Here is a 20,417-nt window from a genome sequence, read left to right on the forward strand (position 1 = left end):
CCGGTTTTTCTTGAAAACAAAACGATTAGTAACTGTAACCGTCGTGGGCGTTACTTAATGCATAGAAGCTCACCATTGCGGTGTCATCTTCATCACTGGTCTTATCGTTTAGATAAATACCTGCTTTGAAGTACATGTAGTTTTCTTCATCGTCATACAGGCTGGATGCCATATTCACCTGACGGTAGGCCAGTTCGCTGCCTGCTTCATCGTAGATAAATACTGAAAGCAAGTCGCCATCCACATCAATTTTGTATGAGAAGATTTCATCCAGTGGTATACCGTCTGATGGGTCCATTTCGGAAAGATCATCGCTATAGCCGGTACCGCCCTGGTCGTCTTCTTCATCTATGAATTCACCCAGCAGGTTGTACCACATTTCAACTTCACCGTCCGCTTTGCCTGCAACAGAAGGCTCATGTGCGAAGTATAATGCGCCGTTCGTCGAATTAGGCTGCTTATGGTAATACAAGCGAACCGGCTCATTATCTTCTGCGTGGATCTGGCCCACAATAATACGGCCCACCTGCTCTTCATTTGTAGAGGTGGTGGTCACCCGGTTGACTGCCAGTGTTGCCGTCATGGTGCCATCAATGCCACCAAAGTCATCGTAGGCATCGTTATCAATTGTGGAAAACGCCCAGTTATTGCCACCATCGGAAGTACCAATACTGGTATCGCCACGGCGCAACATTTCCCGCAGTTCAGTACGAGTGTAGGTTGTACCGGAAGAAGTTTTGTAACCGCCAACGGTGCAAACAAAAACCATGGCACCGGTATCGTCATCGGTATAAAAGTATTCACTTTCGTAATACTCAAGGCCAGTCTCGCCATCGAAGGTTAATTCTGAATTGTCCTCATGCCATTGCTCGTTTAGCTGATCTTCTTTAATAGAATCTGCCTTACCATCATCATTGGTATCCGTCGGAACACTTAAGTACCAATCCCACAGGTCAAAGTTTTGCGCCGGGGCTAAGCTGGCATCTAAGCCATAGTCAACGCCAGAACTACTGTCTTCTTCAACGGTTTCTTCATCGTCAGTATTTTCATCGACGCTCCCGTCTTCAGAGTTGTCTTCACTGTCGTCGGTTGAATCCGAATCCGAACAACCAAAGATCTGCACTTCGATATAGCTGTTCCAGTCGTTATCTTCCTCGCTGTTACCTTCGCCATAAACCCGCACATATCGCGCATAGGTATTGGTCAACTCAAATGCCTCCAGTCCACCGCTTTCACCATCACTGGTCAGCGTACTGGATGCATAAGCCCAAGTCTCACCATCTTCTGAGGTTTGCACGCTGAAATAAGATGAACGCTCATCGGCCTTCAGGAAGGCGATCGCAATATCGGTTACCGTTGCTGCTGCACCCAGATCAAACTGAATCCAGTTATAGGTGCCTTCTGAAGACCAACGGGAATCGTTCGAAAAATCATCATCTATGGTCAATTCCGGTTTATAAGAATCCTGATAATTGCCCTCATCAGTTGCGCTTTCTATAGTTAATGGCAGCGATGAAGAGCAGGTTAATGATTCCGTGGTGCCTTCATCAACGTCCTCTGCAGTGTCAGTGTCTGCTTCTACTGCACTTTCCACTGAATTTATTATTTCCTCAATGTCTTCTTCAATAGAACAGCCTGTTATACCGGTTAGTAAGCAGGCAGATACCATAAAAGCGGTAAACTTATTCATGTAATTCCCCAAAATCCAGTTGCCAGATAAGGCAACACGATAATTAAAAGAAGCTTTAGAATGCCGGCTTACAACAAACAGCCGACGCTACTTATAGATGGCTGCGAGGTTAATTTGTAATACAAAAAGACAAAAGCTCCTCTTTAAAATATACAGAATAAGTTCACGTTTTAGACACGATCTTTTTCTAATTTTTCCTACTGGTTCTTATTTTTACAGTTGAAATCTCACCGATTGTATTCATGAAATTCCCCGGCAACATCCGGCCAAAAGGCAGGGCCTACTCCGTTAAAGTTGCGCTGGCGATAGGAATTACTGACAATGCATCTCAATTCAATCTTCGGAGTTGTCGCATGATTTCCAAATGGGCAAAGCGCTTTTATCAAATGGCACAGCTGGTGGGCTCCTGGAGTAAAGACCCTTCCACACAGGTGGGCGCAGTCATTACCAAGAGCAACCGGATTGTCTCGCTAGGCTTTAATGGTTATCCGCATGGCATATCCGACAGTGCAGAAACCGATGACCGGGAAATGAAACTACTAAAAACGCTGCATGCAGAAGAGAATGCCATCCTGTTTGCGAAGCGTGATCTGACAGAATGTGAAATTTGGGTTACCCACTTCCCGTGCCCGAACTGTGCAGCCAAGATTATTCAAACCGGAATCAATATCGTTCACTGCCCGGAGCAAACAGAAGACTTTCTGTCACGCTGGGGTGACAAAATTAAGGTGAGCGAAGAAATGTTCCGCCAGGCTAACGTGACCGTTCACTGGCTACCGCTGGCGGAGCTTGAAGAGTAAAGCTGTGCGCAAACACAGCCTTTGATACTACTCGGTAATGGTGCGAACACCCTTTACAGCCTTAAGCCAGCCGCTGTAAAGGCGCTCCACGGTTTCATCACTGAGCGACGGCGCAAACTCCTTTTCCTGCGTCCAGATACCACGGATTTCATCGATATCCTTATAGACACCCAGCTGCAACCCGGCAAAGAAGGCGACGCCCAAAGCCGTTGTTTCAGTGATCATCGGCCGGTCAACCGGAACCTGCAGAATATCCGCAAGGAACTGAACGGCCCACTCATTCACAACCATGCCACCATCAACCCGCAGCCCTTTCAGGTTGGTTACGCCATCTCGCTTCATCGCCTCGACAAGGTCACGGGTTTGATAGCCAATCGCCTGCAAGCCGGCGGTAACAATCTCAGCCGGGCCAGTATCACGCGTCATGCCCACAATAGCGCCGCGGGCATCTGCGTTCCAATAGGGCGCACCCAGGCCAGTAAAGGCCGGCACCATATAAACGCTTTGATCTTTGCCGGTTTTCTCTGCCAACGCGACAGAATCGGACGCTTTTTCAATAAAGCCCGCGCCATCCCGCAACCACTGAATGGTCGCTCCAGCCATGAAGATACTGCCCTCCAGTGCGAAAACCGGTTTGCCATCCAGGCGGTAGGCAACGGTTGAAAGCAGCTTGTTACGCGACTTCAGTTGCTCATCACCGGTATTTACCATCATAAAACAGCCGGTGCCGTAGGTACTTTTGATCATGCCCGGCTCGAAGCAGGCCTGACCAAACATGGCGGCATGCTGATCGCCCGCCATACCACCGATAGGCAAACTTTTGCCAAACCAGTGCTCGGCTGTTTCACCAAAATCATCTGCGCTGTTCAAAACCTCGGGCAACATAGATTCGGGGATACCGAACAAATTCAGCAGCTGGTTATCCCAGCACTGTTCCTGAATGTTGAACAACAGGGTGCGGGAGGCATTGGTCGCATCGGTCGCATGACGCTTACCATCGGTGAGCCGCCACAGCAGATAAGAATCAACAGTACCAAAGCGCAAATGGCCCTGCTCTGCCGCTTCGCGCGCGCCGTCGACGTTGTTGAGAATCCAGCGCACCTTAGTACCGGAAAAGTACGGGTCGAGCAGCAAGCCGGTTTTGTAAGAAACCATAGCTTCCAGGCCATCGTGCTGCAGCCCCCGGCAATAATCGGCTGTGCGCCGGTCCTGCCAGACAATGGCGTTGTAGACCGTCTTACCGGTGCGGGCATCCCATACCAGTGTGGTTTCACGCTGGTTGGTAACACCCAGGCCAATAACCTCGTTCACATCGATGTCTTTCAGCGCCTGCTGACAGACTTCTAACGTTGAAGACCAGAGATCTTCGGGGTCATGCTCTACCCAGCCGTTCTGCGGATAGATCTGGGGGAATTCCTGCTGTGCGCTTTGTACGATATTGCCTTTCGTATCAAAAAGTATGGCGCGCGAGCTGGTCGTACCCTGGTCAATGGCCAGTAAATACTTAGACATGAGTGTCTCCTGTTATTTTTTATTCTTGTCAGCTGCCGGCAATGCCAGCGATAACATTTGCCGTTCATTTTAGACTTTTTACTCTATCAGACCAGGTTTGTTCTGCGAGAATACTTAAGGATGATTGATTGGATAAAGAAATTTAATTTATTCTTGAAAACGTTACCAAGCAGTTCCATAATGCTTACAGCCTAAACACAAATCAAACAAAAAAGGGCGGAAAAGTGGACGCAAAATACTCCAAATCCTGGTCTGAAAGGCTTACGCCATGGCTCTTCATGGCTCCGGCAATATTTTTCTTTCTGGTCTATGTGATCTATCCGATATTCCAGTCTATCTCGATGAGTTTTTATCAGTGGGACGGCATTGGTGATAAGGTTTTCATAGGTTTTCAAAACTATATCGATCTCGGTTACGACCCGCAATTCTGGACAAGCCTGTGGAACAACGTGCTCTGGCTGGTCTTCTTTATGCTGGCTGTGCCATTCGGGCTCGGTATTGCACTGTTTCTGAATCAGCAGGTACTGGGCATTCGCGCAGTAAAATCGCTGTTCTTCTTCCCGTTCGTTATTTCTCAGGTGATTATCGGTATCGTCTTCGCCTGGTTTTACGATCCGTCTTACGGCCTGTTGCAGGACATATTGGGGATATTCGGCATTGACCCGATTCCGATTCTGGCCAATGAACATCTGGTTACCTACGGCATCATTGCAGCCGGTTTATGGCCACAAATTGCATACACCATGATTCTGTACCTGACAGGCCTGAACAACATCAGCCCTGATCAGATCGAAGCGGCCCGCATGGACGGAGCCAAAGGCTGGTCAATGCTGATACACATCATCATTCCACAGCTGCGGCCTGCCACCTTCATTGCGGTCGTGGTCACGGTCATTGGCGCACTGCGCTCATTCGACCTGGTAGCATCCATGACGGCGGGCGGCCCTTACGGCTCCTCCTCTGTATTAGCCTTCTTTATGTATGAGCAATCGATATTCAACTATCGAATGGGCTATGGCGCTGCTATTGCCACCGTATTGTTCCTGATCATGTTGATTTACATCGCCTTCTTCCTGTGGCGAATGCTGAAAGACGAAAGAGGGTAAGCCGTTATGTTTCCAGTACCTATTGAAAAAACACGTCCATTTACTCAAATAAGCTACAAGATTGCCTTGCCTATTTCGGTAATCCTTTGGTTGCTGCCATTAGCGGCCATCATGCTGACTTCTGTTCGCTCTATGGGCGATATCAACGCCGGTAACTACTGGGGCTTGCCTACAGAGTGGAACATCGTTGAAAACTACACCGCTGTGTTCCAGAACACGGCTATGGGCCAGTATCTGTTTAACAGCATTATCATCACCGTACCGGTGGCGTTCTTCTCTGTTTTGCTGGCGACACTGGCTGGTTTTGCTCTGGCGAAATTCAAGTTCAAAGGCAATCTGGCTGTTCTGGCGATGTTCATCGGCGGTAACTTTGTACCCTTCCAGATTCTGATGATCCCGGTTCGCGATCTAACCATTCAACTGGGCATGTACGATACCATCTGGGCGCTGATCATTTTCCATGTCGCCTTCCAGACCGGCTTCTGCACCCTGTTCATGCGTAACTTTATTGTCGGCATTCCGGATGAACTGCTGGAAAGCTGTCGCCTCGATGGTGCCAGTGAATGGAAGATTTTCCGCTCCATTATCATTCCTCTGGTACGCCCTGCGCTTGCCGCACTTGCGGTACTGATCTTCACCTTCGTCTGGAACGACTACTTCTGGGCACTGGTGTTGGTGCAATCCGATGAGGTTCGCCCGATTACCGCCGGTATCAGCGCATTGCGCGGCCAGTGGCTGGCTTCATGGAACCTGCTGTCTGCCGGTTCAATTGTGGCGGCACTGCCTCCGGTGATCATGTTCTTTGTGATGCAGAAGCACTTCATTGCCGGCCTGACGCTCGGCGCGACCAAGGGGTAACCGCTTATGCCGATACTGCACAGCAAAAACTGCTCTATCGCCATCATAGATCGCTCAGGCACACCTTCTATTTGCTATATAGGAGAGCGCCTGAGTGATGCAACAACGATAGACGCGCTGGAACTCATGACCACGCCGCCGGTACCACAAGGCGGCCTGGATACCAGCCCGATACTAACCATTGCACCGACCTATGCCGACCACAGCTTTATGACCCCCGCCGTTGCCTTTCACAGCAACGGCAAACACTGGGCAACGCAGTGGAAGATTCAGGAATCTGAATCAACGGATTCATCGGTAATCTATAAGCTGCTGGATGAAAAAACCGGTGTGGTTTTATCCTGGTCGCTGGATGTGTGCGAACAAACCAACGTATTCACCATCCGCAGCGAGCTGATCAACAAAGGTGACTCTACACTGGAGCTCAGCCAATGCCTGGCAACGGTACCGCTGCCTGCGCGCATGAACGAAGTGACCTCCTTTACCGGCCGCTGGGTGCATGAGTTCCAACCGGTGGACACTAAAATCCCGTTCGGCTGTCTGGAATTTACCAACCGCAAAGGCAGAACCTCACACGATCACTTCCCCGGCCTGTTGGTAACCGATGATCGAGTTACCGAAGCCAGCGGCGAATGCTTTGCCTTTCATTTGGGTTGGAGCGGTAATCACTGCCAGCGCGTTGAGCGCAGCCAGAACGGACTGACTCAGTACCAGGCCGGCATTGAACTGGTGCCCGGTGAAGTCACCCTGCACCCGGGCGATAAGTTCGAAGCAGCGCCGCTCTACTTTACCTATTCCAGGAAAGGCCTGGCGGGCGTTGCCGAAAGCTTACAGCCATTTGTGCGCCAGAATATTCTTGATATTCCGGGTAACAAGCCGCGCCCTGTTCACATCAACACCTGGGAGGCCATCTACTTTGATCACCGCCAGCAAGAGCTCGATTCCCTGGCAGCAGCCGGAGAGCTGTGTGGTGCTGAGCGCTTTGTACTGGATGACGGCTGGTTCCCTGCGCGGCGTGATGACAGCGCCGGCCTGGGTGACTGGACCGTAGATAAAACCGTTTACCCGAAAGGCCTGCACCCACTTAAAGCGACACTGCAAAAGCATAACCTTGGCTTCGGCATCTGGTTTGAGCCGGAAATGGTCAACAAAGATTCGGAGCTTTACCGCAACCACCCTGAGTGGCTCTTGCAGGTAAACGGCCTTAAACAAACAGCCGGGCGCAACCAATGGGTTCTGGATATTACCCGCCCCGAGGTACGCGATTATCTGTACAAGGCCATTACCAACATTCTGAACGAGTACCCCATTGAATACATTAAATGGGATATGAACCGCGATTTATCTCAATCCGGCAATCCGGATGGCAAACCCGCCTATTACCGCTACGTTCGCAGCCTGTACGAGTTGATCGACAGAATTCGCAGCAGCCACCCGGCGGTGGAAATTGAGAGCTGTGCCTCCGGTGGCGGTCGAATAGACTACGGAATTCTGAAGCGCACCCACCGGTTCTGGCTGAGTGACTGCAACGATGCCAACGAACGTCAGACGATGCAGCAATGGGCAAGCCTGTTCTTCCCTGCAGAGGTATTAGGCAGCCATGTTGGACCTGTTATCAGCCATACCACATCGCGGGCACACAGTACGGCGGTCAGAGCCGGTACCGCGCTCTTTGGCCATATGGGCATTGAATGGGATGTTCGCAAGCTGAACGAAGATGAATTGAATGAACTGAGCAGTTACATTCAACTCTATAAAGACCTTCGCACACACATTCACAGTGGCATTCGCATTCCACTCGCAGCGCCGGATAAAAACCAGCTGGCGTTCATGGTGTCCGATGCAGATGTACACCTGGTCAGCCTGTACCAACGAAATATGCCAAATAGCGGTGTACCGGGTAACCTTTTATTGCCTATGCTTGAAGCTGAGAAAAAGTATCGGATAAAGGTTCTGTCGCAACCGGCAGCCACCCACCATCTGATGAAAGTTAAAACAGCATGGCAGCAGCTGGAAGATACGGTAGTTTCCGGTGAGGTGCTTGCAAAAGTGGGAATACCGTTACCGGTAATGGACCCTGAAACTGTGTTAATTTTGCAGTTCAATAGACTGTAAATGAAAGAATGTTCAGAGGAGTAGCACTACTCTTTTGACTGTATGGTTGATCTTTCAGTTTTGATCGATCGGTTTGGCTTCAGAAAATTAAATTAATTTTCTGAACTTAAAAAAGCCGGGCACTGGATAAGAATAATAACGCCAGCGCACCGGTTAAATAGTGGCTTGTTCGTCACCCAACAAGAAGAAGGACGATAAAATGACCCTTAAAAAACTGTTAACCACCGGTATTGTTAGTGCCGCTATGGTTACTCAAGCAATCGCGGGCACTCTGGTAATTAACTCCAACCAATCAGACCCGGCACCGAAGCAGGCGTGGACAGACATCGTAGACGCTTTCCAGGCAGAAAACCCGGATATCACCGTTAAGTTCAACGAGTATGACCATGAAGGTTACAAGAGCGCGATCCGTAACTGGCTGGTCACATCACCACCGGATGTCGTTTTCTGGTTTGCCGGCAACCGCATGAAGTACTTCGTAGACCGCGGTCTGTTTGAAGATGTTTCCGATGTTTGGGAAAGCGAAGGCCTTTCAGACAGCATGTCTTCAACCAAAGCGTCCTTAACCGTTGACGGCAAACAGTATGGTCTGCCATTTACTTATTACCAGTGGGGCATGTACTACAACAAAGATCTGTTCGATATGTACGGCCTTGAAGAACCAACAACCTGGGAAGAATTCCTCAAGGTTTGTGAAACCCTGAAGGCGAATGGCAAGGCTCCTATCGCCATCGGCACTAAGTTTCTGTGGACTGCAGGCGGTTGGTTTGACTACATGAACCTGCGTACCAACGGTCTGGATTACCACATCGACCTGATGGACGGTAAAATTCCTTACACCGACGACGGCGTTCGCAAAACCTTCGCAAACTGGCGTACTCTGGTCGATAACGACTACTTCCTGAAAAACCACGCTTCTTACAGCTGGCAGGAAGCTCAGGCACCACTGATTAATGGTGATGCAGCCATGTACCTGATCGGCAACTTCATTACGCCATTCTTCCCGGAAGGCTCTAACTTCGGCTTCTTCCAGTTCCCGGTAATCGACCCAAGCGTTGGCATCTATGAAGATGCACCAACCGATACCATTCATATTCCGGCTCGTGCGAAGAACAAAGAAGATGCTCGCAAGTTTATGGCCTTTATAGCCAAGCCTGAGAACATTGCCAAGATCAACACCGTGATCAATCAGCTGCCACCGAACAAGTATGCGGAAACAGCTGATAACGCCTTCCTGGTTGAAGGTGGCGCAATGCTGAGCGCTGCAGACGGTACTGCACAGTTCTACGACCGTGATACCGACCCTGCAATGGCCTCTGAAGGCATGAAGGGCTTCCAGGAGTTCATGGTGAACCCCGATCGTCTGGATAAAATCCTTGAGAACCTGGAACGTGTTCGCCAACGCGTATTCCGCTAAGTGTAAGTACAAATAATCATGTACTAAGACCAGCCAACGGCTGGTCTTTTTTTACCTTCAAAAAACGCAAAGCCTTCAGTTACACTTGTGCGATCATTCAAGGTGCTAACAATGACTCAACCACAGGCTCTGCTGCTCTCCGGCTATCACGCACTCAGTCAAAAACACTGGGCAGATTTTGTAACACAGAACACGCCCTATCACTGGCAGCAAATTGCACTGCCACCGCGGTATTTTTCCTGGCGTATGCGCGGCGCACCACTTTCTGTGGCCGCACTGAGCAACGAGAAAATGTCAGCAAACTATGAGTTATTACTGGCGACCTCCAGCATCGATTTATCAGTGGTCCAAAGCCTTTACCCCAACCTTCGTAACACGCCCAGCATTCTTTATTTCCACGAGAATCAGTTCGCTTACCCGAAGCAAAACACGCCGGGCTCTGTTGTCGACTGGCAAATGGTGAATCTTTATTCCGCGTTGCGCGCAGATAAATTATTGTTCAATACTGAATTTAATCGCAGCTCTTTTCTGGGCGGTGTTGAAGCGCTGTTAAAGAAAATGCCGGATCTGGTACCAAAACATCTTGTTGAAAGCCTGAGCAACAAATCAGCCCTTCTGCCCGTTCCGATCCCCGCGCCGGCAAGCACCAGAACGCGACGGGCAGAACAGACCAAAGCGCTGAAAATAATTTGGAATCACCGCTGGGAATGGGATAAAAACCCTGAGCTGCTGCTATGCATCTTCAAGCAGATTGAGGCACTAAAGCTGCCGGTAACGTTTATTTTAACCGGTCAAAAATTCAGAACCATCCCTGATGCACTGCTCGAAATATGCAATAGCTATGAAAGCCGAATTGAACAGGCGGACTTCATCGAAAGCGTTGAAGAATACCGGCAAGCACTGGCGCAGGCCGATATCGTGCTGTCTACGGCTGATCATGAGTTTCAGGGTATCGCGGTCATGGAGGCGGTCAGTGAAGGCTGCATTCCACTGCTGCCCAACCGGCTAAGTTACCCGAATATTTTCACCGCGGACTACCTTTATGCTGGCACTGGCTCCAATGAAAAGCAGGCGCTAGCGGCGGTTAAAAAGCTGAGTCACTGGCTGAAGCATGGCCTGCCAGATGCACCGGATTTAACCGGCTATTATGAACAAAGCCTCATAGCAACATACCGTGAGGCTTTAGAGTTTTAATCAGCAAACGACCAAACTGCAGTTACTTTTTCTTCTTACTGCTCGGTTTTGGTTTTGGCTTGGCGTGGAATTTTTTCTTCACAGGCGCCGCCCGGTTAAAGCCTTTGGCTCTGTGTTTTTGCCCGCCAGTGCTTCGCCCCTGTCCTTTTTGTTCGGCCGGTACAAGCTGATTGTCACGATCACCAATCAGATTCTGCAAGCCCATTTTTAGCAGCGCAGCACGAATATCCTTCCAGTTGTTTTTATCGTGATAACGCAACAGCGCCTTGTGCAGTTGGCGCTGTTCAATCTGCTTAACAATACTGACGCGGCCGGTCTTATAATTCACCTTCTTCAGCGGATTACGACCCGAATAATACATCGCCGTTGCCAAGCTCATGGGTGAGGGGTAAAAGGTTTGTACCTGATCCACCTTCATGCGCTGGCTCTTCAGCCACAGTGCCAGGTTCACCATATCTTCGTCTTCACAACCGGGGTGTGCGGCAATGAAATAAGGAATTAAGTACTGCTTTTTACCCGCCTGCTTAGAGAACTTTTCAAACATATCTTTGAAGCGATCGTACGTACCCATACCCGGCTTCATCATCATTTTCAGCGGGCGGTCTTCGGTATGTTCCGGTGCAATCTTCAGGTAACCGCCAACATGGTGAGTCACCAGCTCTTTCACATATTCCGGGTCTTCCACGGCCAGGTCGTAACGCAGACCCGAGGCAATGGCGACGGTATGAATACCCTTAACCTTGCGAACCTTACGGTACAACTCGGTCGTTTCAGAGTGGTCTGTTTTGAGATTCACACAGATGGTTGGGTAAACACAGCTTAACCGGCGGCAGCTGGCCTGAATTTCTTTATCTTTGCAGTTCAGGTGATACATGTTGGCCGTAGGGCCACCTAAGTCTGAAATGCTGCCACTGAACCCCGGCACCTTGGTCTTCATCTCTTCCACTTCATGCAAAACCGATTCGTGCGAGCGCGACTGAATCACCCGCCCCTCATGCTCGGTAATGGAACAGAAGGTACAGCCACCAAAACAGCCACGCATGATGTTGATCGAGGTCTTAATCATGTCGTAAGCCGGGATCTTCGCTTTGCCATAGCTGGGGTGCGGTACGCGCGCGTAGGGCAAATCGAATACACCATCCATCTCGTGTGTCAGCAACGGAATTGGCGGTGGGTTCACCCACACTTCCTGATTACCGTGCTTCTGCACCAGTACATGAGCGTTATGCGGGTTGGCCTCCATGTGCAGAATCCGGCTGGCATGGGCGTACAGAGCCGGGTCTGAGCTGACCTTTTCAAAGGATGGCAGACGAATACAGGTGTGCTCGCCATCGAGCTCTGCCTTGCGCTGCAAAGGCATAGGAATGATACGCACCGCCTGAACATCATCCTTCTCGGATTCCGGTTCAGAATCACATTCCGGTTTCATTTCAGCGTAGGGGTTCTCACGCTCAAACTCGGCGATTTCACCGATATTTGCCGGCCAGTCAATACGGGTGGAATCGATCACCGTCCATCGTTCGGGGATATCCTTGAGCATCACAACGGTACCACGCACATCGGTGATCTGCTCAATCGGCACATCATTGGCCAGCCTATGGGTCACCTCGACCAGCGCTCGTTCTGCATTGCCGTACAGCAACAAATCGGCGTTCGCATCGAACAACACCGAGTGACGCACCTTGTTGCTCCAGTAATCGTACTGGGCAATGCGCCGCAAACTGGCCTCTATACCGCCGATAATCACCGGCACATCGGCGTAGGCTTCCTTACAGCGCTGGCTGTATACCAGAACCGCTCTGTCCGGACGTTTTCCGCCTTCGTTATTCGGTGTATAGGCATCATCATTACGGACTTTCAGATCGGCCGTGTAGCGGTTAATCAGTGAGTCCATATTGCCGGCCGTTACCCCAAAATAGAGGTTTGGCTTGCCCAGTGCTTTGAATGGATCGGCGGATTTCCAGTCTGGCTGGGCAATAATACCCACGCGATAGCCCTGAGCTTCCAGCAAACGGCCAATCACCGCCATGCCGAAGCTGGGATGATCCACATAGGCATCGCCAGTGACCAGAATGATGTCGCAACTGTCCCAGCCCAGCTTATCCATCTCGGCCCGGGTCATCGGTAAAAAGGGCGCCGGATCAAAGCAGGAAGCCCAGTATTTGGGGTATTTGAACAGGTCGGGAGCAGTTTTATGCATAATCAAGGAGTATCTGAATTTGGCCGCGCATGTTAGCAGAAGCCGCAGGCAGAGTCGCCTGCACAATTGGTCGGGTAGCCGGCCAACTCAGAAGCTTCGCCGGTCGACAAACGGTCTCTGATCAGCACTTCCCTTCAGGCCATTGTGCATGGCTATTCTCTGGTTTTTTCGGCCGAGCAGCTTAAGTTGTACCCAGCGCTCCCAAAACAGCGCAGTACGCTCGCTGCGGTTCCAGGTTTTCCGGTACAGGTACTTTGCGGCGGCGATCGCATCCGGGCTGTTTTGTGCAATCTGACCGGCCATATCACAGGCCTCTTCAAGCGCATTAGCGGCCAGCCGACTGATCAGGCCATACTCTTTGGCCTCCTGCGCGCTAAATACCCTGCCGGTCATGGTGAGTTCCTGAGCGATATCCAGGCTGGTCAGCCGTGGCAGCGTGACCGTTGCGCTCATATCGGGAATGATGCCCCACTTCATCTCCATAATGGAAAATCGCGCATCCGGCTGTGCAATCCGGTAATCACACGCCAGAGCGATCTGCAGGGCACCCCCAAAACAATTACCATGCAGTGCCGCAATTACCGGAACCGGTACCTTGCGCCAGATGTTGGCAACACGCTGAAAGCCATTGTCTTTCGCCCATGGCCACTTAATAAAGAATCTGGGCACCATACCCGGGTTTTTAGATACGTAAGAAAAATCCAGGCCGGAACAGAAAGAAGGCCCATTACCCGTGAGAACCACGACCCGAACACTGCGATTGCGGGCAACAGACTTCGCCGCCTGAATCAGCCCTGTCATCATTTGCTGGTCGAGGCCATTATGTTTATCCGGCCGGTTAAGACTCACCCTGGCTATACCGCCTTCCACCGAAACCAGTACCCTATTACTCTCATCCATGCTGCAGCCCTTTATTATTTTCTTTCAAGATAGCCGCTCACCCTGAAAGCGCCTTATAACTTTTAGCTAAGGCGAAACGGACAGGCTGAATGAACAGATTAAAACGGGTGAACATGGCACTTAAATAGGAACGGCTCTGGCTTAATTCTGCATTACACTGAAAACCATGCTCACCCTTTAGAGACCAGGATATGAATAATCAGGAGTACGGCTATAACGAACCGGTCATCATGACCATGCTGATCACCCCGGATATGGCTAACTTTTCCGGCAACATGCACGGCGGCAACCTGTTAAAACTATTAGACCAGGTGGCCTATACCTGTGCAGCCCGCTATTGCGGCCAGTATGCGGTGACACTTTCAGTTGATCATGCGCACTTCAAAGAAGCGATAAAGATCGGTGAGCTGGTCACCTTTTTTGCTTCTGTCAATTACGTTGGCAACACCTCGATGGAAGTGGGCGTAAAGGTGGTGGCAGAAGATATTCAAACCCACGAAAAGCGACACACCAACAGCTGTTACTTCACCATGGTCGCCGTTGATAAAAGCGGTAAGCCGACCAAGGTTCCACTATTGAAACTGACCGACAATATCCAGAAGGGGCGTTTCATTTCAGCGAAGCTGCGCAGAGAACTGCGCATGGAGCACAATGCTCGCTTACAGGCACTGCATCAGGAATGGAAAAAAAACCTGGAAACACTCAGCGACGAAGAGATAAATCAGCAGTTTGAGAAATACTTCGAGCCCCGTTAAATCCGACGGGGCTCAATGTTAGCTTTTAGTGCTGACAGCAACGATGCTTGCCATGGGCAGGCGCCTGGCTTTCCCCCTTACCCTGACAACAATGGCCACGCGGCTCATCAGAGGCGTCATTCTGATGTTCATGATCGTGATGGTGTTCGTGCCCGCAACACCCGCCTTCAGCCATTTTCTTGGTGTGATTAACCGATTCCCTGCCCTGCTCTGCTTTAGTCAACGGCAACATACCGAATGCTTCCGGCCGGGAAAGTGCCTCGTTCACAAAGCGAGGGCCGTTGGTCTGGAAAACCAGCATGTTGCTTTGCAGCAGCTTACCCAGCATCTGTTCACCGATATGGCGCACCACCACCCGTTCAACTTTTTTTTCGGCAAGTATTTCCAGCAGTTTCTCTTTGCCGGAACAGCCGGACTCTAATGCCGGATTGGCAAATCGCTCCAGCATATGCCCGCTACCATCCAGCAGGATCATTTCGGGAGCTTTGGTAAAATGACCGGAGATTCGGTCGCTTTTCATTGGAATAGCAGTAATCATGATTTAAGCCTCGTCAGTTATCTATAAAGAGCGCTTTGCCATCCAGAAGGCATTCCACCAGCTTGTACCGGCCCGACTTCAGAATATTGGCCAGAGTCTGTCGCGAAACCACCATATGCTTGGCTGCAACCTGCTGCTGCATGCCGTGAAAATCAACCAGCCGCACAGCTTCAAATTCATCGGCCGCCAGATTCACCCTTTCCAGCTGTGCCAGCGAAATGCCGCTTGGCTTAAAGCTGCAGGAACAAGGCTTTCCGCACACCCTTCTTGGAATCTTTGGTCTTGGCATATCGCCCCCTTAATCAGGTATAAAATATATACTCTTAATTTATGGCATATGCAAATTACTATTTTTGTTTTTTGTAAGTCAGGCCAGCCTGTACAATCCCGAAGGGTCATCAACCGGGGCGCATTTTCTGCCTGCAAATACAGCCGGCACTGAGCTCTTTATAAGCAACATTCCACCCGCAATCTGCCCTGCAAAATAAATAACGTTAAGAGACAACTTATGAAACTGGAATCCATCGCACTTCATCACGGTTACACCTCTGAAGAAACCACTAAGGCAGCTGCCGTGCCTATTTACCAGACCACGTCTTACACCTTTGACAACACCCAGCACGGTGCAGACCTGTTTGATCTGAAGGTAGAAGGCAATATCTACACACGCATTATGAACCCGACAACCGCCGTACTGGAGCAGCGCGTTGCCGCAATGGAAGGTGGCATTGGCGCACTGGCCGTGGCTTCCGGTATGACCGCCATTACCTACGCGCTGCAGTGCATCTGCCGAGCCGGTGATAACATCGTTAGCACCAGCCAACTGTATGGCGGCACCTACAACCTGTTTGCCCACAGCTTTCCGACGCAGGGTATTGAGGTACGCATGGCGGCGTACGATGATTACGCCACGCTGGAATCCCACATTGATGATAAAACCAAAGCACTGTTCTGCGAATCTATCGGCAACCCGGCCGGCAACGTGGTTGACCTGCAAAAGCTTGCGGATATCGCCCATAAATACGGCGTGCCACTGATTGTCGATAACACCGTAGCAACCCCTTACCTGTGCAAACCGTTTGAGCACGGTGCTGATATCGTGGTGCACTCACTGACCAAATATATTGGTGGTCACGGCACCTCGATTGGTGGTGCGATTGTTGATTCCGGTAAATTTGACTGGGCGGCGAACAAAGACCGTTTCCCAATGCTGAACGAACCAGACCCGGCCTACCACGGCGTGGTTTACACCGAAGCGTTAGGCCCAGCCGCTTACATTGGGCGCTGCCGCGTTATTCCTCTGCGCAACACCGGTGCTGCTATCTCACCCATGAATGCCTTTATGATCATGCAGGGACTGGAAACACTCGGCCTGCGCATGGAACGCCACTGCGAAAACGCCGAGGCTCTGGCCAATTACCTGCAGAATCATGAGAAAGTGAACTGGGTGAACTACGCCGCCCTGCCCGACAGCCCATACAATACAACCTGCCAGAAAATTTGTGGCGGCAAAGCATCCGGCATTTTGAGCTTTGGCATTAAAGGTGGAAAAGAAGCTGGCGCGCAGTTCATTGATGCACTGCAAATGATCTTACGCCTGGTCAACATTGGTGATGCTAAATCACTGGCTTGCCACCCGGCTACCACAACTCACCGCCAGCTCAAGGAAGAAGAACTGGCGAAAGCCGGGGTCTCTGAAGACCTGGTGCGTATCTCGGTGGGCATTGAGCACATTGACGATATTATTGCGGATATTGAGCAGGCGCTGGCGGCTGTAAAGTAAGTCTGCTCTCTCATTAGCCGTATGATGCCTGCCTCACCGAAGGCGGGCATGCTCTAAAACTTCCAGCTTGATTCAGGTACATAAAATTTATATCTTCATACAAAATAGCAGTGAAAGATCCTATTGTGGCGAGCACATTCTCAAACATTAAATGGGATGATCTTAAGATAGTCCTATCAGTTGCAGAGCAAGGCTCGCTAACCGGTGCTGCTGCCTATCTAGACACAACTGAAAGCACTGTATCGAGAAGACTCTCCAGCATCGAAAACCAATTAGGGCTTCGTCTGTTTGAACGTATGCCAACCGGCATGAATCCAACAACTGCCTGCAGCACGATGTTAAAGCACCTTTCATTAGCTGAAAGCGAGATCGAGAGAAGCATTAATGCGGCCAGAGAATCAACGCTATCCGTTAGTGGAGTTGTTCATTTAACGTCTGTTCCGATAGTAGCCAATCACATCATTATTCCGAACCTAAACATACTCACTTCAGCTTTCCCTGATGTCAGCCTGGATTTAATATCAACACAAGATGACATTAGCGTTCTGAATCGTGAATGCGATATTGCTGTTCGGATATCTCGCCCCAACAAAGAGCTGGATGCGATGACTAAGCAGATTGGAAAGATTAAATACGCTGCTTATATCCATGAATTGCTCTTACCTAATGAGAAGCAAGTCCCTTGGCTTAGCTATGAAAGGAACAGCAGTAAACGAGTTCAGGCCAGGTGGATTATTAATCGAGTTGAGCAATTCCATGAGGCACGTACTCAGCTATCAATTAATGATAACGAAGCTGCTGTAGAGGCCATCAAAAGTAAGCTAGGAAAATCGCTACTGCCCACCTGCATTGGAAATAAAGTAGCGGGTTTAGTTCAGGTACCTTATCCCAACCTACCTGAAAGAGAAGTCTGGATTTTATTCCACCCAGATTTAAAAGATGCCAAGCGCATTCGTGCGGTCATTGATTGGCTCGTCGATACATTTTCAAAAATTTGAAACCAGTAAAATATAAACGAATAGGGCCTTTGCATTTCTGTCGGTTCAAATAGGCCGAGCACCGGTTAGTCTTCGCGTACCTTTTTCAACGAAGACTCATTATGGCCTCAGCTCCCCTTCTTTATGTTTTACTGCCGTCACTTATCATCATACTGATTGGAAAGCTCGTTAGCCTACGCTGGTTAAGAGACCCAAAGATCTGGAACTCAATCGATCAATTAAATTTCAGACTACTCATTCCTTGCTTAATCGTATCGATCTTAGCCAAGAGCAATTTAGACTCATACGAAGTTGACCAAATTGCTGCGGTGATACTTTTAACACTGGGCCTAATTGCGATTGGCCTTTTCGCGCTCTATCGATTAAATCTAATTAAAGATCTCAGCGCTGCGTCGTTCTCCAGTGTTTTCCAAACATCAACTCGCTGGAATACCACTATTGCCATCGTATTGATCAGCCAATTGTTTGGAGATAGCTACTTGGCGATCATTGCCGTCATCATGGTTATGTTTATGCCGCTGGCAAATGTTCTGAATATAACAATGCTCATCTACTTACTGAACAACGATCAAAACTCACTAGTCAGCTATATTTCAAAAATCCTAAAAAACCCGATCATAGTATCTTGTTTAGTAGGAATAGCGTTGAGTTACAGTCCTATCCAACTGTCTAATGCTCTGTTAACAGGGCTCAATCGACTTGGGCAAGCATCAGTCGCCACTGCACTTCTAAGCTTAGGTGCCGGAATTTCATTCAATATGAGTAGAACGGGGTTAATGGCCATCACGACGTCTTGCATCTTCAAGCTCGTCGTAATGCCAGTTCTGGTAATGATCTTAGCGCTACTAATTGGCATTGAGCACAAGTTGGCTTGCGTTATGGCCCTATCACTTGCCGCACCTACGGCGATGAATGGTTATGTAGTGGCCAAAGAAATGGGCGGCGATGCACCTCTATATGCAAACATCAGCTCAATTCAAACCCTGTTCTCATTCATTACGTTACCTGCCTGGGTTGCATCAATGAAATACTGGGTTACCTAAATTATCAATAAAGGACAAAGACTTACTGCTAGCCGGTACAGCCGAGAACCCCTTGTGATTAACTAGCCCCATCTTAAGCAGCCTATTGATTGTTTGGAGCCCACTTTTCAAAGTCGGCTCCCGCTAAAAAACACTAAACGCCAGAACTCTGTGGCTCAACGCAAGGTTCACCCCTTTGAGGATCATGTATCTCGCAAACCTGATTCACCTTGTAGTTAAAATAAACTGCGCCGAAGATGAACGACCAAGCGCCTTCAAACCACTCATCATCGTCTCTGTCTATTTGAAAAATGGTGTTAATCCGATTCTTAGCCTCAAATGCCCACAAAAGAGAAAAAGCCCATCTCAGTTGATCTGCGATCTTCAATAGATTCTCTACCGGTGAACTGATTTCTAAAAAGTGCCTACCAATCATTATTGCAATAGAGAGGTAAGAAAACAGGATTATCATTGATATAAGCAGATCGGGTATTTTCTGATTTTTATCAAGATAAAGGTTAAGCCTCTTCGATTGGCGCTTTATGTAAAAGGCGTTATAAACCCCTAGAGTTATCAGGTTTAAAACTACCAGACGAAATGTGGCTTGATCTTTAAATTCCTTCATCCAGGTTTGGTTTTGCATGTGTTCTCCTTGTTTTTATTCTGCGCAAAATTAGGTTTTCTGCTGCTTAATAAAGCAGCTGCATCCATCGTTCATCGTTCTGATACACCTTCAGCCTGCTCGAATACCTGACTCCGCCCGCTTCACCGCAACCTATGAGCAGACCACGGACAGTTTTGTCTAAACAGACCAAAAGTGCATTAAAAACACCTTTTTAGGCGGGAGCATTAATCGCGTAAAAATCAAACAGATGCAAGAAAATTATTCAGCCCAAATGAAAAGTGCTATTTATTTGCTACGTGAGTTGCTGCAGTTCATTGACTCAAGCGTTACAGCTTCTGACTTAAATAGCAGGCAATGAAACCGGGCGACTTTGGAAATTAAACCAAACCCAAGCATCTGCAGCACTCAATAGAACCCGTTGGCGCCTATAGGATTCGCGTTACCTAGCTCAGCGGTTTTTCACGTTTATAAACGAAAAAAGCAGCCATAAGGCTGCTTCTTAAAATTCGGAACGGGAAAGAAGGATGAACTGATCCGCATCCGGCGGCTGGCGCTCCAGTTCGGACCCCTTAGGGTCGCAGGCATAAAAAATCCGAGTACTAAGACTCGGCTTCTTTGGAATTTGGAGCGGGAAAGGAGGCTCGAACTCCCGACCCCAACCTTGGCAAGGTTGTGCTCTACCACTGAGCTATTCCCGCATATGAACCAACGCTTTCACTCATTGATTCTGTTCTTTCAGTAAACTCAACCCGAAGGTTGAAGTGGCATCCCGTAGGGGACTCGAACCCCTGTTACCGCCGTGAAAGGGCGGTGTCCTAGGCCACTAGACGAACGGGACACTGTGTACCTCAAGAACGAGCGCTATAATACCGAAATATTTCTGCGATGCAACTTTTTTTCTTAT

The 20,417-nt window shown here is 49.3% G+C and carries 17 protein-coding genes and 2 tRNA genes; 10 read left to right on the forward strand and 9 right to left on the reverse strand.

All coding sequences use genetic code 11. The annotated features are described in order from the left end of the window. Positions 1-25: 25 nt before the first annotated feature. Positions 26-1,690 carry a polysaccharide lyase family 7 protein gene (locus BCF53_RS13025; protein ID WP_132702178.1) on the reverse strand — a complete coding sequence of 555 codons (1,665 nt, stop codon included), beginning with the start codon at positions 1,688-1,690 and terminating at the stop codon, positions 26-28. Positions 1,691-2,043: 353 nt separating this feature from the next. Between BCF53_RS13025 and BCF53_RS13030 the strand changes: the two genes are divergently transcribed. Next, complete coding sequence (locus BCF53_RS13030; protein ID WP_132702179.1) at positions 2,044-2,490, forward strand: dCMP deaminase family protein; 447 nt, start codon at positions 2,044-2,046, stop codon at positions 2,488-2,490. A 27-nt stretch (positions 2,491-2,517) separates the two neighbouring features. Here BCF53_RS13030 and glpK read toward each other — a convergent pair whose 3' ends face one another. Further along, positions 2,518-4,002, reverse strand: a complete 1,485-nt coding sequence (gene glpK, locus BCF53_RS13035) for a glycerol kinase GlpK (protein WP_132702180.1) — start codon at positions 4,000-4,002, stop codon at positions 2,518-2,520. A gap of 224 nt (positions 4,003-4,226) precedes the next feature. Between glpK and BCF53_RS13040 the strand changes: the two genes are divergently transcribed. From BCF53_RS13040 to BCF53_RS13060, 5 genes are all read left to right on the forward strand, one after another. Further along, positions 4,227-5,108, forward strand: a complete 882-nt coding sequence (locus tag BCF53_RS13040) for a carbohydrate ABC transporter permease (protein WP_243645834.1) — start codon at positions 4,227-4,229, stop codon at positions 5,106-5,108. A 6-nt stretch (positions 5,109-5,114) separates the two neighbouring features. Further along, positions 5,115-5,966 (forward strand): carbohydrate ABC transporter permease, encoded by an 852-nt coding sequence (locus BCF53_RS13045; RefSeq protein ID WP_132702181.1) that lies wholly within the window; start codon positions 5,115-5,117, stop codon positions 5,964-5,966. Between the two features lie 6 nt (positions 5,967-5,972). Next, a complete protein-coding gene (locus BCF53_RS13050; RefSeq protein ID WP_132702182.1) occupies positions 5,973-8,081 on the forward strand; it encodes an alpha-galactosidase in 2,109 nt (702 codons plus the stop codon). 199 nt (positions 8,082-8,280) lie between these two features. Beyond that, positions 8,281-9,498: an ABC transporter substrate-binding protein gene (locus BCF53_RS13055; RefSeq protein WP_132702183.1), complete on the forward strand. Its 1,218-nt coding sequence runs from the start codon at positions 8,281-8,283 to the stop codon at positions 9,496-9,498. A 111-nt stretch (positions 9,499-9,609) separates the two neighbouring features. Then, the gene (locus tag BCF53_RS13060; RefSeq protein WP_132702184.1) at positions 9,610-10,692 is read left to right on the forward strand and encodes a tRNA-queuosine alpha-mannosyltransferase domain-containing protein; all 1,083 of its coding nucleotides are present in this window, start codon (positions 9,610-9,612) and stop codon (positions 10,690-10,692) included. A gap of 22 nt (positions 10,693-10,714) precedes the next feature. On the opposite strand, the gene BCF53_RS13065 is transcribed toward BCF53_RS13060, so the two are convergent. Next, on the reverse strand, positions 10,715-12,892 hold the full coding sequence (locus BCF53_RS13065; RefSeq protein WP_132702185.1) for a YgiQ family radical SAM protein: 2,178 nt from the start codon (positions 12,890-12,892) through the stop codon (positions 10,715-10,717). An 87-nt stretch (positions 12,893-12,979) separates the two neighbouring features. Continuing rightward, a complete protein-coding gene (locus BCF53_RS13070; protein ID WP_132702186.1) occupies positions 12,980-13,792 on the reverse strand; it encodes a crotonase/enoyl-CoA hydratase family protein in 813 nt (270 codons plus the stop codon). A 191-nt stretch (positions 13,793-13,983) separates the two neighbouring features. Between BCF53_RS13070 and BCF53_RS13075 the strand changes: the two genes are divergently transcribed. Beyond that, positions 13,984-14,547, forward strand: a complete 564-nt coding sequence (locus tag BCF53_RS13075) for an acyl-CoA thioesterase (protein ID WP_132702187.1) — start codon at positions 13,984-13,986, stop codon at positions 14,545-14,547. A 25-nt stretch (positions 14,548-14,572) separates the two neighbouring features. On the opposite strand, the gene BCF53_RS13080 is transcribed toward BCF53_RS13075, so the two are convergent. Both BCF53_RS13080 and BCF53_RS13085 read right to left on the reverse strand, forming a co-directional pair. Then, entirely contained in the window at positions 14,573-15,085 is a 513-nt protein-coding gene (locus tag BCF53_RS13080) for a NifB/NifX family molybdenum-iron cluster-binding protein (protein ID WP_132702188.1), read from the reverse strand. A 13-nt stretch (positions 15,086-15,098) separates the two neighbouring features. Next, positions 15,099-15,374, reverse strand: coding sequence for a DUF134 domain-containing protein (locus BCF53_RS13085; protein ID WP_132702189.1), 276 nt, complete (start codon positions 15,372-15,374; stop codon positions 15,099-15,101). A 219-nt stretch (positions 15,375-15,593) separates the two neighbouring features. Here BCF53_RS13085 and BCF53_RS13090 point away from each other — a divergent pair, with 219 nt between their 5' ends. The 3 genes from BCF53_RS13090 to BCF53_RS13100 all read left to right on the forward strand — a co-directional run bounded on the left by BCF53_RS13090 (position 15,594) and on the right by BCF53_RS13100 (position 18,909). Further along, entirely contained in the window at positions 15,594-16,868 is a 1,275-nt protein-coding gene (locus BCF53_RS13090; RefSeq protein WP_132702190.1) for an O-acetylhomoserine aminocarboxypropyltransferase/cysteine synthase family protein, read from the forward strand. A 110-nt stretch (positions 16,869-16,978) separates the two neighbouring features. Continuing rightward, on the forward strand, positions 16,979-17,866 hold the full coding sequence (locus BCF53_RS13095) for a LysR family transcriptional regulator (protein ID WP_132702191.1): 888 nt from the start codon (positions 16,979-16,981) through the stop codon (positions 17,864-17,866). 101 nt (positions 17,867-17,967) lie between these two features. Further along, complete coding sequence (locus BCF53_RS13100; RefSeq protein WP_132702192.1) at positions 17,968-18,909, forward strand: AEC family transporter; 942 nt, start codon at positions 17,968-17,970, stop codon at positions 18,907-18,909. 133 nt (positions 18,910-19,042) lie between these two features. On the opposite strand, the gene BCF53_RS13105 is transcribed toward BCF53_RS13100, so the two are convergent. From BCF53_RS13105 to BCF53_RS13115, 3 genes are all read right to left on the reverse strand, one after another. Next, positions 19,043-19,531, reverse strand: a complete 489-nt coding sequence (locus BCF53_RS13105) for a DUF4234 domain-containing protein (RefSeq protein ID WP_132702193.1) — start codon at positions 19,529-19,531, stop codon at positions 19,043-19,045. A gap of 605 nt (positions 19,532-20,136) precedes the next feature. After that, positions 20,137-20,211: transfer RNA gene (locus BCF53_RS13110), tRNA-Gly, on the reverse strand. A gap of 64 nt (positions 20,212-20,275) precedes the next feature. Continuing rightward, a tRNA-Glu gene (locus BCF53_RS13115) sits at positions 20,276-20,351 on the reverse strand. Positions 20,352-20,417 lie beyond the last annotated feature (66 nt).

The organism is Reinekea marinisedimentorum (genome assembly GCF_004341165.1).
GTDB lineage: Bacteria > Pseudomonadota > Gammaproteobacteria > Pseudomonadales > Natronospirillaceae > Reinekea > Reinekea marinisedimentorum.

What these genes read in the sequence shown, in the direction of transcription:
- BCF53_RS13025 (WP_132702178.1), bottom strand. Translation starts at nt 1,690, where the DNA reads ATGAATAAGTTTACCGCTTTTATGGTATCTGCCTGCTTACTAACCGGT.
- BCF53_RS13030 (WP_132702179.1), top strand. Translation starts at nt 2,044, where the DNA reads ATGATTTCCAAATGGGCAAAGCGCTTTTATCAAATGGCACAGCTGGTG.
- glpK (WP_132702180.1), bottom strand. Translation starts at nt 4,002, where the DNA reads ATGTCTAAGTATTTACTGGCCATTGACCAGGGTACGACCAGCTCGCGC.
- BCF53_RS13045 (WP_132702181.1), top strand. Translation starts at nt 5,115, where the DNA reads ATGTTTCCAGTACCTATTGAAAAAACACGTCCATTTACTCAAATAAGC.
- BCF53_RS13050 (WP_132702182.1), top strand. Translation starts at nt 5,973, where the DNA reads ATGCCGATACTGCACAGCAAAAACTGCTCTATCGCCATCATAGATCGC.
- BCF53_RS13055 (WP_132702183.1), top strand. Translation starts at nt 8,281, where the DNA reads ATGACCCTTAAAAAACTGTTAACCACCGGTATTGTTAGTGCCGCTATG.
- BCF53_RS13060 (WP_132702184.1), top strand. Translation starts at nt 9,610, where the DNA reads ATGACTCAACCACAGGCTCTGCTGCTCTCCGGCTATCACGCACTCAGT.
- BCF53_RS13065 (WP_132702185.1), bottom strand. Translation starts at nt 12,892, where the DNA reads ATGCATAAAACTGCTCCCGACCTGTTCAAATACCCCAAATACTGGGCT.
- BCF53_RS13070 (WP_132702186.1), bottom strand. Translation starts at nt 13,792, where the DNA reads ATGGATGAGAGTAATAGGGTACTGGTTTCGGTGGAAGGCGGTATAGCC.
- BCF53_RS13075 (WP_132702187.1), top strand. Translation starts at nt 13,984, where the DNA reads ATGAATAATCAGGAGTACGGCTATAACGAACCGGTCATCATGACCATG.
- BCF53_RS13080 (WP_132702188.1), bottom strand. Translation starts at nt 15,085, where the DNA reads ATGATTACTGCTATTCCAATGAAAAGCGACCGAATCTCCGGTCATTTT.
- BCF53_RS13085 (WP_132702189.1), bottom strand. Translation starts at nt 15,374, where the DNA reads ATGCCAAGACCAAAGATTCCAAGAAGGGTGTGCGGAAAGCCTTGTTCC.
- BCF53_RS13090 (WP_132702190.1), top strand. Translation starts at nt 15,594, where the DNA reads ATGAAACTGGAATCCATCGCACTTCATCACGGTTACACCTCTGAAGAA.
- BCF53_RS13100 (WP_132702192.1), top strand. Translation starts at nt 17,968, where the DNA reads ATGGCCTCAGCTCCCCTTCTTTATGTTTTACTGCCGTCACTTATCATC.
- BCF53_RS13105 (WP_132702193.1), bottom strand. Translation starts at nt 19,531, where the DNA reads ATGCAAAACCAAACCTGGATGAAGGAATTTAAAGATCAAGCCACATTT.